Annotated in this window: 14 protein-coding genes; 8 read left to right on the top strand and 6 right to left on the bottom strand. The window is 64.4% G+C overall.

Annotated elements, in window-relative coordinates; translation table 11 throughout:
• Window positions 1-424: 424 nt before the first annotated feature.
• The 7 genes from rho (at window position 425) to GFD32_RS17400 (ending at window position 7,543) form a co-directional block, all read left to right on the top strand.
• Complete coding sequence (rho, locus tag GFD32_RS17425) at window positions 425-1,684, top strand: transcription termination factor Rho (protein WP_163577851.1); 1,260 nt, start codon at window positions 425-427, stop codon at window positions 1,682-1,684.
• 287 nt (window positions 1,685-1,971) lie between these two features.
• On the top strand, window positions 1,972-3,471 hold the full coding sequence (gene ubiD, locus GFD32_RS17420) for a 4-hydroxy-3-polyprenylbenzoate decarboxylase (RefSeq protein WP_163577850.1): 1,500 nt from the start codon (window positions 1,972-1,974) through the stop codon (window positions 3,469-3,471).
• On the top strand, window positions 3,468-4,247 hold the full coding sequence (locus GFD32_RS17415) for an NAD(P)H-flavin reductase (protein ID WP_163577849.1): 780 nt from the start codon (window positions 3,468-3,470) through the stop codon (window positions 4,245-4,247). Before ubiD ends, GFD32_RS17415 begins: the two co-directional genes overlap by 4 nt.
• Window positions 4,244-4,957 carry a dihydromonapterin reductase gene (gene folM / locus GFD32_RS17410; protein ID WP_163577848.1) on the top strand — a complete coding sequence of 238 codons (714 nt, stop codon included), beginning with the start codon at window positions 4,244-4,246 and terminating at the stop codon, window positions 4,955-4,957. Before GFD32_RS17415 ends, folM begins: the two co-directional genes overlap by 4 nt.
• A gap of 74 nt (window positions 4,958-5,031) precedes the next feature.
• Window positions 5,032-5,157, top strand: coding sequence for a hypothetical protein (locus GFD32_RS20080; protein ID WP_276208818.1), 126 nt, complete (start codon window positions 5,032-5,034; stop codon window positions 5,155-5,157).
• Window positions 5,158-5,686: 529 nt separating this feature from the next.
• Complete coding sequence (locus tag GFD32_RS17405) at window positions 5,687-6,754, top strand: 3-deoxy-7-phosphoheptulonate synthase (RefSeq protein WP_163577847.1); 1,068 nt, start codon at window positions 5,687-5,689, stop codon at window positions 6,752-6,754.
• Between the two features lie 276 nt (window positions 6,755-7,030).
• Window positions 7,031-7,543, top strand: a complete 513-nt coding sequence (locus GFD32_RS17400; RefSeq protein WP_163577846.1) for a DUF3087 family protein — start codon at window positions 7,031-7,033, stop codon at window positions 7,541-7,543.
• 15 nt (window positions 7,544-7,558) lie between these two features.
• Here GFD32_RS17400 and ppk1 read toward each other — a convergent pair whose 3' ends face one another.
• Together ppk1 and hemB are read right to left on the bottom strand one after the other, a co-directional pair.
• Complete coding sequence (ppk1, locus tag GFD32_RS17395) at window positions 7,559-9,778, bottom strand: polyphosphate kinase 1 (protein ID WP_163577845.1); 2,220 nt, start codon at window positions 9,776-9,778, stop codon at window positions 7,559-7,561.
• A gap of 41 nt (window positions 9,779-9,819) precedes the next feature.
• Complete coding sequence (hemB, locus tag GFD32_RS17390; protein ID WP_163577844.1) at window positions 9,820-10,827, bottom strand: porphobilinogen synthase; 1,008 nt, start codon at window positions 10,825-10,827, stop codon at window positions 9,820-9,822.
• 217 nt (window positions 10,828-11,044) lie between these two features.
• Between hemB and elbB the strand changes: the two genes are divergently transcribed.
• Entirely contained in the window at window positions 11,045-11,707 is a 663-nt protein-coding gene (elbB, locus tag GFD32_RS17385) for an isoprenoid biosynthesis glyoxalase ElbB (protein WP_163577843.1), read from the top strand.
• A gap of 101 nt (window positions 11,708-11,808) precedes the next feature.
• Here the strand turns inward: elbB and tatC are convergent, their stop codons facing one another.
• Genes tatC through GFD32_RS17365 form a run of 4 tightly spaced genes read right to left on the bottom strand, consistent with a single transcriptional unit; the run spans window position 11,809 to window position 13,624 of the window.
• Window positions 11,809-12,570: a twin-arginine translocase subunit TatC gene (tatC, locus tag GFD32_RS17380; RefSeq protein ID WP_163577842.1), complete on the bottom strand. Its 762-nt coding sequence runs from the start codon at window positions 12,568-12,570 to the stop codon at window positions 11,809-11,811.
• Window positions 12,567-12,968, bottom strand: coding sequence for a Sec-independent protein translocase protein TatB (gene tatB / locus GFD32_RS17375; protein WP_163577841.1), 402 nt, complete (start codon window positions 12,966-12,968; stop codon window positions 12,567-12,569). The genes tatC and tatB overlap by 4 nt, the downstream gene beginning before the upstream one ends.
• A 6-nt stretch (window positions 12,969-12,974) precedes the next feature.
• Window positions 12,975-13,241, bottom strand: coding sequence for a Sec-independent protein translocase subunit TatA (tatA, locus tag GFD32_RS17370; RefSeq protein ID WP_163577840.1), 267 nt, complete (start codon window positions 13,239-13,241; stop codon window positions 12,975-12,977).
• Window positions 13,242-13,288: 47 nt separating this feature from the next.
• Complete coding sequence (locus tag GFD32_RS17365; protein ID WP_163577839.1) at window positions 13,289-13,624, bottom strand: phosphoribosyl-ATP diphosphatase; 336 nt, start codon at window positions 13,622-13,624, stop codon at window positions 13,289-13,291.
• Between the last annotated feature and the right edge of the window lie 6 nt (window positions 13,625-13,630).

The following is a 13,630-nucleotide window of genomic DNA, read 5'->3' as shown; positions in this document are numbered from 1 at the left end:
GGCCATCACAGGGGTTGCGTTCCCCGTCGGGCTTGTCTACCATCGTGACGTTCGCCTGTTCCGAATGCTTTCCGGCCGAGACACGGCCTTCGCGTCGCGGTCAACTCAAGTCGTCAGTCAGTCCCTTTTGTCGTCCTCGATCCGTGCCGGCCTGTCATGGGCACGTGAGCCGAGTACAGGCGATGGCAGTCCAGGCGACATAAGCGCTGCTCCCTCGACCAAGATGCCGCCTTGCGGTCTGCGTCCATCAGCCGATACGTCCGGCTGGACCATGTCGAGCGCCGAGTTCATCACCCGTAAGTCATCGCTACAGATTGGATGCCTTCCTGGGTTCTGAACGCACCCTTGCGGCGTACCGTTCTTTTCCCGTCGTTTTCGCGGCGCCGTGCCGTCACGCTGATATGAGCAACCTCCGAACGCACCGATGAATCTCACCGAACTCAAGCAAAAGCCCGTTCCGGAACTCCTGGAAACCGCCCGGGAAATGGGCATCGACAACCTGGCTCGCTCGCGCAAGCAGGACATCATCTTTGCCATCCTGAAGAAGCACGCCAAGAGCGGCGAGGCGATCTACGGGGACGGCGTTCTGGAGATTCTCCAGGATGGTTTCGGGTTTCTGCGCAGCGCCGATAGCTCCTATCTGGCCGGGCCCGATGACATCTACGTCTCGCCGTCGCAGATCCGCCGTTTCAATCTGCGCAAGGGCGACTCCATTTCCGGCAAGATTCGCCCGCCCAAGGAGGGTGAGCGCTACTTTGCGTTGCTCAAGGTCAGCGAGATCAACTTCGACCGGCCGGAGAACGCCAAGCACAAGATCCTCTTCGAGAACCTCACGCCGCTGTTTCCCCAGGAGCGGCTGCGCATGGAGATCGGCAACGGCTCCACCGAGGACATCACGGCGCGGATCATCGACCTGGTGGCGCCCATCGGCAAGGGCCAGCGCGGCCTGTTGGTCTCCCCGCCCAAGGCGGGCAAGACCTTGATGTTGCAGAACATCGCGACGTCGATCACCCGCAACAACCCCGAGTGCCACCTGATCGTGCTGCTGATCGACGAGCGTCCGGAGGAAGTGACCGAGATGTCGCGCACCGTGCGTGGCGAGGTGGTCGCCTCGACCTTCGACGAACCGCCGGCACGCCACGTGCAGGTCGCCGAGATGGTGATCGAGAAGGCCAAGCGCCTGGTCGAGCACAAGAAGGACGTGGTGATCCTGCTCGACTCCATCACCCGCCTGGCACGCGCCTACAACACCGTGGTACCCAGTTCTGGCAAGGTGCTCACCGGCGGCGTCGACGCCCATGCCCTGGAGAAGCCCAAGCGCTTCTTCGGTGCGGCACGCAACATCGAGGAAGGCGGCAGCCTGACCATCATCGCCACGGCGCTGGTCGACACCGGCTCCAAGATGGACGAAGTGATCTTCGAGGAGTTCAAGGGCACCGGCAACATGGAGGCCCACCTGGACCGCAAGCTCGCCGAGCGCCGCGTCTACCCGGCCATGAACATTCGTCGTTCCGGCACCCGCCGCGAAGATCTCATCGCCTCCGACGAAGAGATGCAGCGCATGTGGATCCTGCGCAAGCTGCTCAATCCCATGGAAGACACGGCGGCCACCGAGTTCCTGATCGATCGCCTCAAGGATACCAAGACGAACCTCGAGTTCTTCGAAGCGATGAAGCGCCGCTGATGGTTGTAGGCGGCGAGGCGCTCGGGGCTGTTCCGTCGACAAGCCTGCGGGGAGGCGCTGTGAATACCTCCCTGTACGCTACCCACGCCATCCATGGCGTAGGACCTCCCCTACGGCTTGTCCCCGGCGCCCCTCGCTGCGGTCAATTCTTGGCTCAGGAGCCTGTTGACGGAACAGCCTCGGCTCAAGAACGGTGAGGCTGGATTGTCAGTAGCTTCGCAGGGCGAAGCGATAAGGGGCAGCATGCTAAGCTGCCCCTTTCGTCATTCTGGAACCGGAAGATCTGAATGAAGTACAAGGACCTGCGTGACTTCATCAAGGCTCTCGAGGAAAGGGGGGAGCTGGTGCGCGTGAGCGCCGAGGTCGACCCTTACCTGGAGATCACCGAGATCTGCGACCGCACCCTGCGGGCCGGCGGTCCGGCGCTGCTGTTCGAGAACGTCAAGGGCCACGCCATGCCGCTGCTCGGCAACCTGTTCGGCACCCCCGAGCGGGTCGCCCTGGGTATGGGCGAGGAGTCGGTCGAGGCGCTGCGCGAAGTGGGCAAGCTGCTCGCCTTTCTGAAAGAACCCGACCCGCCCAAGGGCATGCGCGATGCCTGGGAGAAGCTGCCGATCTTCAAGCAGGTCATGAACATGGGCCCGAAGACGGTGCGCAGCGCTCCGGTGCAGGAGGTGGTGCTCGAAGGTGAGGACGTCGACCTCGACCGCCTACCCATCCAGCACTGCTGGCCCGGCGATGCCGCACCGCTGGTCACCTGGCCCTTGGTGGTGACCAAGGGGCCGCACAAGACCCGGCAGAACCTCGGCATCTACCGCCAGCAAAAGCTCTCCAGGAATCGCTTGATCATGCGCTGGCTGTCGCACCGCGGCGGTGCGCTGGACTTTCAGGAGTGGCAGGCGGCCCATCCTGGCGAGCCCTTCCCGGTGGCCGTGGCGCTGGGTGCCGACCCGGCGACCATCCTCGGTGCGGTGACGCCGGTGCCGGATACGCTCTCCGAGTACGCCTTCGCCGGGCTGCTCCGGGGCTCGCGCACCGAGCTGGTCAAATGCGGCCATGCCGACCTGGAAGTACCGGCCTCCGCCGAGATCATTCTCGAGGGGGTCATCCATCCCGACGACACGGCTCCGGAAGGCCCGTACGGCGATCACACCGGTTACTACAACGAAGTGGACCACTTCCCGGTGTTCACAGTGACACGCATGACGATGCGGCGCGACGCCATCTACCATTCGACCTATACCGGTCGGCCGCCCGACGAACCGGCGATCCTCGGCGTGGCTCTCAATGAGGTGTTCGTGCCGATTCTGCGCAAGCAGTTCCCCGAGATCGTCGATTTCTACCTGCCGCCGGAGGGGTGTTCCTACCGCCTGGCGGTGGTGACCATGAAGAAGCAGTATCCGGGCCACGCCAAGCGGGTAATGATGGGCGTGTGGAGCTTTCTGCGCCAGTTCATGTACACCAAGTTCGTGGTGGTGCTCGACGACGACGTCAGCGCCCGCGACTGGGAAGACGTGATCTGGGCCATCACCACCCGCATGGATCCGGCCCGTGACACCGTGATGGTCGAGAATACGCCCATCGACTACCTCGACTTCGCCTCGCCGGTGGCGGGGCTCGGTTCCAAGATGGGGCTCGACGCCACCGCCAAGTGGCCTGGCGAGACCGACCGCGAATGGGGCACGCCCATCGTCATGGACGCGGCCGTCAAGGCCCGTGTCAGCGAACGCTGGGACGAACTGGGAATCGCGCTCCCCCAATCTCCTGATCACAAGAGGCATTCATGACGTCAAGGACCCTGACCTGCCAGGTTACGGCAGTGGAGGATCTGACCCCCGATGTGCTGCGGGTGTGGCTGGAAGGTCGCGCCGAGGCCATGGCGCATGCGCCGGGCCAGTATCTGGAACTCAAGCTCGACGATGACACCTGGGTGCCCTTCTCCATCGCCAATGCCCATGCGGGCGACGGCAGGCTGGAACTGCACATTCAGCACTGGCCGGAGCGAGAGAATTCGGCCCAGCTGCGGCATCTCGTGCAGACGGCGGAACAGCTCTCCCTGCATCTGCCCGGCGGCGACTGCGTGCTCGACAGCGAGGGCACGCGTCCGCTGCTGCTGGTGGCTGCCGGCACCGGTTTCGCGCAGATGAAGGCGATCGTCGAAGCCTCGCTGCACGAGGCTCCCGAGCGCCCCATCGAGCTGTGGTGGGCGGCCCGCGAGCGACGCGACCTCTACCTCGAGAGCCTGCCGCAGCAGTGGGCGGCAGCGCATCCCGCCTTTCGCTTTCACTTGGTCACCGAGCGGGCGCCGGAGACGCCGGTCGTCGGCGATCGAATTGTCGCTCACCGTGGCCGCATCGACCAGGCGCTGGCGGAAACGCTCGCCGACGTCAGCGAGCATGACGTCTATCTCTCCGGATCGCCGGGCATGGTGTATGCCTGCGTGGACGTGCTGGCTTCTTTCGGTCTGGTGGCATCGCGCACCTTTTCCGATGTGTTCGCCTATGCGCCGCGCGACCCCCTGGTGCCCACCCTGGGTAGCCTCAAGCGGGGAACCGGCTCATGAGCGCCGCCCCGATTCTCATCACCGGCGGAGCCCAGCGGCTGGGGCGCCACTGTGCCGAGCGGCTCGTCGACGACGGCCATCCGGTGATCGTCAGCTACCGCCGCGAACGCGACGAGCTGACGGCACTGCGCGAGCGGGGCATCGTGACCCTGCAGGCCGATTTCGCGACGGAGGCGGGCATTGTCGACTTCCTGGCACGGCTGAAGGCCGAGACCCGTGCTCTGCGCGCCATCGTGCACAATGCCAGCGATTGGGCGCCGGACTCCACCGGCGACGAGGCTGGGGCCAACTTCGAACGGCTCTTTCGCATCCACATGCTGGCGCCCTACCTGATCAACCTGCACGGACGCGAGTTGCTCGAGGCGTGTGGCGAGCCCCAGCGCGACATCGTGCACCTGACCGACCATGTGGTGCAGAAGGGGTCGAAGAAGCATGCCGCCTATGCGGCCACCAAGGCAGGACTCGCCAACCTGACGCTCTCCTTCGCGGCCATGTATGCGCCGTCGATCCAGGTCAACGCCATCGCTCCGGCGTTGATCATGCTGAATGAGGGCGACAGCGATGCCTACGTGGAAAAGGCCAAGGCCAAGTCGGTGATGGAGATGGTTCCCGGGCCCGGGGTGATCTACCAGAGCCTGCGCTACCTGCTCGACAATCGCTATGTGACCGGCATCACCTTGCCGGTCGATGGCGGGCGCCACCTGCGCTGATCGCCCCGCTCGGTCGAAGGCGGACAGTGCCTGAGGTAAACTGACGCCCCCTGACGAGAAAGAGAGGTATTCCCATGGCGCATCATGACGACTTTCGTGACGACAGCGGCCTGCTCAGCATCATCCTGGGACTGCTCGTGCTGGTGAGCATGAGCTGTCTGCCGGCCACCATTGGCGTCTACCTGCTGCTGGCCGGCTAGGCATTGTCCGAAAACTGGCTGCGCTCGCCGACTTTTCAGACAACGCCTGAGGCCCTTGCCAGCCGTTCCGCATTGCGGCAGGATGAAGCGACGTATCAGGAGAGAGCCATGACCCCGATCTTCCACGCCCACTCTGCGCATGACGATGTTCACGTCGCTGACGGTGTGCGTGGCTATTGGTTTGGCTACTGGTTTACGACCGGTGTGCCGGTGGCCATGTCCTGAACGCAAGACGCGACATCGCCGGGCGGCACACCACCAGGGCCGCCTCCGCACAGAACCCCCGGACGGCTGGCCCGCCCGGGGGTTCTGCATTTGGGGTGACCGATACCCACGTGAGAGACGACAGGAGAGGTAGCATGACCGCATCCACCGCTTACGCCCATCGCCCGCAGACCGGTTTCACTGGCTACTATGGCTATTGGCGATTTAGCGAAGCGCGGTCGGTCCAGTGCGCCACCTCCGACCGTGAGACTGCCGGTGGCATGACCTCGACACGATGTTTACCGACCTCACGGAGTTGATCGCCATGAATGCCCCGCTTTCCCTGGCCGAGCGCCAGCCACTCGACACCGCTTCCGCCACTTGTCGCGAGACGCGATTGCCCACCCCGGCCGAGCTGCATGCCCGCCTGCCTCGTTCTCCCGAGCTCGCCGAACGCATCGCTGCGCAGCGTGACGCCGTCAAACGCATCGTGGCCGGCGACGACGACCGACTGCTGGTGGTCGTCGGACCTTGTTCGATTCACGATCCGGAGGCGGCTTTTGCGTACGCCCGGCGTCTTGCCGAGTTGATGCCAGACGTTGCCGACCGGCTGTTGCCGGTGATGCGCGTTTACGTGGAGAAGCCGCGCACCACCGTGGGCTGGAAGGGGCTCGCCTATGATCCCGACCTCGATGGCAGCGGCGATATGGCTCATGGCCTGGCTCTGTCGCGTCAGTTGATGCGCGAGATCGCCGCTCTGGGCCTGCCGGTGGCCACCGAGCTGCTGCAGCCAATGCTCGCACCCTACCTGGACGATCTGCTGGCCTGGGTGGCGATCGGGGCGCGCACCACCGAATCGCAGCTGCACCGCGAGCTGGCCAGCGGCCTCGACGCTGCCGTGGGCTTCAAGAACGCCACGGGTGGGGAGATTCAGGTGGCGCTGGATGCCATGCGTGCGGCGGCTCACCCGCATCAGCACTTCGCCCTGGATGCGGCCGGCCGGCCGGTAGTGCGCGACACGGCTGGGAATGCTCATGCCCAGCTGGTGCTGCGCGGCGGGCGCAGCGGCCCCAATCACGATGTGGAGTCGGTGCGTGCCGCCCGCGAGGCGCTGGAGGCCGCCGGACTCAACCCTCGCCTGATGGTGGACTGCAGCCACGCCAACGCCCGCAAGGATCATCGCCGCCAGGCGGCGGTGCTGCGTGACGTGCTGGCACAGCGCCGGGCCGGCGAGATGGCGCTGGCCGGGGTGATGCTCGAGAGCCACCTGAATGAGGGCAAGCAGCCGCTCGAGCGCGACCGGCTGCGCTACGGGGTCTCGATCACCGATGCCTGTCTCGGCTGGGAGGAGACGGCAGCCCTATTGTGCGAGGCCGCCGAGCAGTTGCGCTGAGTCGCCACCACCGTGAGCGGCGCCGGGAACAGGCCAGAGGGGAGGTCCGACGCCAGGGGAGAGAAGCACTGCTTCGAACGAGCTGGCCATGGATGGCCAGCACCGGTCCTGTAAGCGAAGCAGGACGCGAGAGCGAAACAGGGCGTCGGTAGCGTACAGGGAGGTATTCACAGCGCCTCCCCGTAGGCCTGTTGCCGGAACCCGTGGTTGGTCCTGTACCCGGGCGGACGATGTCGGGATAATCGCGCCATTCCCGACCGCCCCAAGGAACCTGACATGCCGTTCACCTTCGAGGACCACGACCCCGACACCTACCGGCGCAAGGCGCGCATCATCAGCGTGGCCATGGCCGGACAGCTGATCGTCTTCGGCCTGTTGTTGGCGCAGCTGCTCACCGTGACGTTCGGCTCCAGCCTGTGGCTCAATGCGTTGGGGGTGCTGCTCGGCCTGATGGCCACCAGCCTGGTATTCGCCGTGCTGCGCGAGCGTCCCTGGATGGCGGAAATGCGCTACGTGTGGCAGCTCAAGCACCACTTGTCGCGCCTCAGCGGCTACCTCGCGAGCCTGCGCCGTGGCGTGGAGGAGGGCAACGACGTCGCCTTGCACCTGCTGACCGCCTACCACCAGGGCATGGCCCAGCTCGCCGAGCTCAACGGCCGCACCCTCGACGACGACAGCGAACTGTTGGCCGAGCGGTTGCGTGTGCGGCAACTACGCCATGAAAAGGGCCTGCCCGAACGGGTCGAGGGATTCGATCCGGAGGATTTGCGCGCCTTCCGCAAGAGGTAGGCTAACGCCTGATTGTCACGCCTTGGCGGCGTAGGCGTAGAGCAGTGTCTCCTGGGCACTGATCGGGGCGCTGTCGCCGCGCTGGGGGCGGCGATAGGTGCCGTCGGGCTGCAAGAGCCAGCTCTGGCAGTTGTCCACCAGATAGGTTTCCAGGTCCTTGCGCACTCGGGCCGCCAGCTTCCTGTCGCGCAGCGGAAAGGCCGTTTCCACGCGGTGGAACATGTTGCGTGCCATGAAGTCGGCGCTCGAGCACCAGGTTTCGGGCTTGCCATCGTTGTGGAAGTGGATGACCCGAGTGTGCTCGAGAAAGCGGCCGATGACCGAGCGTACGCGAATGGTTTCCGAGATGCCGGGCACGCCGGGGCGCAGACAACACATGCCGCGGATGATCAAGTCGCATTCCACACCGGCTTGGGAGGCGCGATAGAGGGCCTGAATCAACTTGGGCTCGGTCAACGAGTTGCACTTGACGATCAGATGGGCGCGCCTTCCGCGGCGGGCATGCTCCGCCTCGCGGTCGATCATCGCCACCAGTCTCTCATGCAGCGTGAAGGGGGCATGCAGCAGCGTTTCGATGTGTCGGGCACGGCCCATGCCGGAGAGCTGCTGGAAGACCTTGTGCACGTCGGCGCACAGCGTCGGATTGGCCGTGAGCAGGCTGTAGTCGGTGTACAACTTGGCCGTCTTGGCGTGGTAGTTGCCGGTGCCGAGGTGAGCGTAGTGGCGCAGCTTGCCACGCTCGCGACGTACGATGTGCACCATCTTGGCGTGGGTCTTGTAGGCCATCACCCCATAGATGACGATGGCGCCAGCCTCCTGCAACCGCGAGGCCAGCGCCAGGTTGTCGGCCTCGTCGAAGCGTGCACGCAGTTCGATCACCACCGTGACTTCCTTGGCGTTGCTGGCGGCCTCCACCAGGGCGTTGACGATGGAGGAGTCGGCACCGGTACGGTAGAGCGTCTGCTTGATGGCCAGCACGTTGGGGTCGCGTGCCGCTTCGTGCAGCAGGTCCTCGACCGGCGTGAATGCCTGGAAAGGGTGGTGGAGGAGGATGTCACCGGCGGCAATGGCGGCGAATAGGCTCTCCTTGCGCAGCAAGGACTTGGGAATGCCGGGCGTGAAAGGGCGATAGAGCAGGTCCGGGCGGTCGACCTCGCCGAGCACCGACATCATGCGCGTCAGGTTGACCGGGCCGCTCACGCGATACAGGTCGGCTTCCTCGAGCTCGAACTGCTTGAGCAGAAAGGCGGCCAGTTCCTCGGGGCAGTTATCGGCCACTTCCAGGCGTACCCCGCTGCCGTAGCGGCGGGCCAGCAGTTCGCCACGCAGTGCCGAGGCCAGGTCGGAAACCTCCTCCGGATCCACCGAGAGATCGGCGTTGCGGGTCAGACGGAACTGGTAGAGGCCTCGCACCGCCATGCCGGGGAATAGCTCCTCGGCGTGGGCGTGAATCATGGACGAGAGAAACACGAACTCGCGAAAGCCGTCGGCGCACAAGGCATCTGGCAGGGCGATCACCCGTGGCAGCGAGCGAGGCGCGGGCAGTATCGCCAAGCCCCCCTCGCGACCGAAGGCATCTTTTCCCTCGAGTTCGACGATGAAGTTGAGGCTCTTGTTGACCAGCCTCGGAAAGGGGTGCGAAGGGTCCAGGCCGATGGGGCTTATCACCGGCATGATCTCGGCTTCGAAATAGTCGCGTACCCAGCGGCGTTGCTCGGCAGTCCATTCACCCCGACGACGAAAGCGCAGTCCGTGGGCCTCCAGCGCGGGAATCAGCGAATCGTTGAGGATCTGGTACTGGCGTGCCACCTGGGCGTGGGCCAGTTCGCTGATCTCGCTCAGGACCGAGCGTGGGGAGCGGCCGTCGGCACCGGTGGATTCGTCTCCTAGAGCGATCTGGTGCTTTAGGCCGGCCACGCGAATCTCGAAGAACTCGTCCATGTTCGACGAGAAAATCAGTAGGAACATCAGCCGGTTGAGCAGCGGGTGCGCTTCGTCGAGGGCCTGTTCCAGAACGCGGATATTGAACTGCAGGTGAGAGAGTTCGCGATTGAAGTACAGGCTCGGGTCGCCGAGGTCGGCTTCCGGGTCGGGGATCGCCTTGGGCTTGATCCCGGTTCCCGTCTGGTTGAGTCGGGGCGTAACCGGCTCGCCGGCGGTTTCGACCGGCGGTGGTGCATCGCTGGCCCGTTGTGGTGGCGTACCGGACGCAGAATGGCTGTGCGAGTCTTCCATGGTTCCTCTCATCGTCGAGCCGGAAGGGCACAGCCTTCCGGTCACTGGGCGAGCATTCGTGCCGCGCGCTTGGCGAAATAGGTCAGCACGCCATCGGCGCCGGCACGCTTGAAGCAGAGCAGCGATTCGAGGATCACCGAGTCGGCATCCAGCCAGCCGTTCTCGAAAGCGGCCATGTGCATGGCGTACTCGCCACTCACCTGGTAAGCGTAGGTGGGCACCTCGAGCTCTTCTTTCACGCGGCGTACCACGTCCAGGTAGGGCATGCCGGGCTTGACCATCACCATGTCGGCGCCCTCGGCGATGTCCATGGCCACCTCGTGCAGTGCCTCGTTGCCGTTGGCCGGATCCATCTGGTAGGTGCGTTTATCCGCCTTGCCCAGATTGGCGGCCGAACCCACGGCATCGCGGAAGGGGCCGTAGTAGTTCGAGGCGTACTTGGCGCTGTAGGCCATGATGCGCACGTTGGGCAGGTGCTCCTGCTCCAGTACCTGGCGGATCTCTCCGATACGCCCGTCCATCATGTCCGAGGGGGCGACGACGTCGGCGCCGGCCTCGGCGTGGGAGAGCGCCTGCTTGAGCAGCGTTTCCACGGTGCGGTCGTTGAGCACGTAGCCGCTGTCGTCGAGGATGCCGTCCTGACCATGGCTGGTGTAGGGGTCCAGCGCTACGTCGGTGATCACGCCGAGCTCGGGCACGGCTTCCTTGAGGGCGCGTACGCTGCGCTGCACCAGGCCGCCCGAATGATAGGCCTCCTCGGCCAGCTCGCTTTTGTGCGCCGGGTCGACCACGGGGAACAAGGCCAGAGCAGGAATGCCGAGCTGGTAGGCCTCGCGGGCCTCCTCGATCAACAGGTCCAGCGATAGCCGTTCGACGCCGGGCATGGAGGGTACCGCCTCGCGTCGAGCGTCTCCCTCCTGCACGAACACCGGCCAGATCAGGTCGGCGGCGGTCAGGGTGGATTCGCGCATCAGACGGCGGGAGAAATCATCGCGGCGCATGCGGCGCATGCGTGTGGCAGGAAACTGGCGCGGTATCAGGAAACTCAAGGTGCTTCTCCGGCTGGTGTCTCGAAACGCCACCCGGCCAGTCTAGGCGCTGAAGATGACGATTCGATGACAAGTGGATCGTGACAACGAGTATATCAGTGTCGCAGAGTGCCGGAAGCCGCGCCTTGTCGCACCCGGCACGACTCTCTACAGTGTTGGCTTCAAAGCGACGGTTGCGGACTTCCCTCGGGCGGGCCGCTCAGTGGAGGAGAGAAGCATGAGTAAACAGGTGGCGGTCATCCTGTCGGGCTGCGGCGTTCAGGACGGTTCGGAGATCTACGAAACGACGCTGACGCTGCTGCGGCTCGACCAGTTGGGTATCGGGTATCACTGTTTCGCCCCGAACGTGCCTCAGCAGGAGGTGGTCGACCATTGCCGAGGCGAAGCGGTCGACGGAGAAAGCCGTAATGTGCTGGTCGAGGCGGCGCGTCTGGCGCGTGGCGATATCGCGCCTCTCGAGACGCTGGATGCCGAAGACTACGATGCGGTGATCCTGCCTGGCGGTTTCGGCGCTGCCAAGACACTGTCGAATTTCGCCGCGGCCGGCAGCGACATGGAAGTGCTCGAGATGCTGGCGGAGGTGATAGGGGAGTTCCACGCTGAGCGCAAGCCCATCGGCCTGATGTGCATCGCACCGGCGTTGTCTCCCAAGCTGCTGGGCCCGGGCGTGGCCGTCACCGTGGGTCACGATCCCGGCGTTGCCGGCGCGATCAGCGCCATGGGCGGGCTGCACCGCAGCTGCGGCGTGGAGGACATCGTGGTGGACTTCGAAAATCGTGTCGTGTCGACCCCGGGCTACATGCTCGCCACCCGCATCAGCGAGGCGGCCACCGGCATCTTCAAGCTGGTCGACCGCATCGACGAGATGATGGACCTGTGACCCGGCTGCGCCGGGAGCTGTAAGCTATAAGCCGTCAGTTAAACCTCCAGAGCATCGAGCCTTGGGGGTTTTTTTATGGCTTACAGCTTAAAGCTTATCGCTCAAGAGTCGTCTTCCGCCTCGCGCTTCTTGCGGCGTGCAAAGCGGCCGAATAGCAGACCGATCTCGTAGAGCAGGTACATGGGAATGGCCAGCAGACTCTGCGAGATCACGTCCGGCGGGGTGAGTAGCATGCCCACCACGAAACAGCCCAGCACGATGTAGGGCCGCTTCTTGGAGAGGCTTTCCACCGTGGTGGCGCCGGAGACGATCAACAGGAAGGTGGCGATGGGAATCTCGAAGGCCACCCCGAAGGCGAAGAACAGCTTGAGGACGAAGTTCAGGTACTGGTTGATGTCGGTCATCACTGCCACGTCCTCCGGCCCGGTCTGGGTGAAGAACTCGAACAGCAGCGGGAAGACCGCGAAGTAGGCGAAGGCGGCCCCGGCGTAGAAGAGTGCCACGCTGGAGGCCAGTATCGGCATGGCCAGGGCTTTTTCGTTGTCGTAGAGGCCGGGCGCCACGAAGGACCAGGCCTGGTGCAACACGTAAGGGATGGCGGCGAACACGGCCACGACCAGGGTCAGCTTGAAGGGGGCCAGGAACGGCGAGGCCACTTCCGTGGCGATCATCTGCGACCCCTCGGGAAGCAGTGCCATGAGCGGCTGCGCCACGAAGGTGTAGATGTCGTTGGCAAAGGCATAGAGCGCCAGGAAGATCACCAGGATCGCCACCACCGCGCGGAGAAGGCGCGAGCGGAGCTCCACCAGGTGCTCGATCAGCGGAGCCTGAGCCAGGTTCGGCTTGTCGTTGGGGTCGCTCATCGGGACGAGGCATCCCTCTTGTCGTCAGCGGAAGCAGTGTCGTCCTTGACGCCGGTCAGGGCGTCGTCGAGGCGATCTGCGGCCGGTTTGGACGCGTTTTCGCCGGACGCCGGGTCGTTGCGCCTCTGTGGAGCAGGCTCCTCGGCGAGGCTTTCCACGTCGCGTTTGGCCTTGCCCAGGCTCTCGTCGAGTTTGCTCTGCTGATCCTTGAGCTTCTGACGCAGTTCCTCGGCTTCGAGTTGGGCGTTGATCTCCTTCTGCATGCCCGACACGGTACGCTTGACCTTGCCGACCCACAGTCCGAGGGTGCGCGCAGCCTTGGGCAGCCGCTCGGGGCCGAGCACCAGCAGCCCGACGATGCCGAGCAACAGCAGTTCGAGAAAGCCGATATCGAACATGGCGGCTTACTTGCGCTCTTCCCGGTCCTCGACCTTGTCCTCGGTCTTCTCTTCGGCCCGCACGTCATAGGTGTTGGGCGTCTCCTCGTGAGTGACCTTGGCCTGGGAGTTTTCTTCCTCTTTCTGCTTGTCCTCTTCGTTGACGGCCTGCTTGAAGCCTTTGACGGCGCCACCCAGGTCACTGCCCACGTTGCGCAGCTTCTTGGTGCCGAAGATCAGGATGATGATGCCGAGTACGATCAGCAGTTGCCAGATACTGATGCCACCTAACATGAAGGTTTCCTCTGGTTCGGGTTTCCGGTCATGCCGGAACGTCGGGTTCACTTTGACCTTGCGGCCTTCTCTTCGTGCCCGGAAATGCCGAAGCGTTGGCCCAGTTCGTCGAGAACGTCGCGGTGGTCGAGCCCCAGATGCGACAGCATCACCAGGCTATGAAACCACAGGTCGGCCGTTTCGGCGATCAACGCTTGGCGCTCGACATTGCCGCCCCCCTCGGCATCCTTGGCTGCCAGCAGGGTTTCAGTCGCTTCTTCGCCCACTTTCTCGAGTATCTTGTTCAGCCCGCGGTGATGCAAGCTTGCGACGTAGGACTCGGCGGGATCGGCGCTGCGGCGGCTTGCCAGCACGTCGAAGAGTTCGTCGAGAATATCACTCATGTCAGA

It is taken from the genome of Halomonas faecis, assembly GCF_010993975.1.
Lineage (GTDB): Bacteria > Pseudomonadota > Gammaproteobacteria > Pseudomonadales > Halomonadaceae > Halomonas > Halomonas faecis.
Note: the sequence above shows the minus strand (reverse complement) of the source record. Positions and strands in the feature narration are given on the sequence as shown.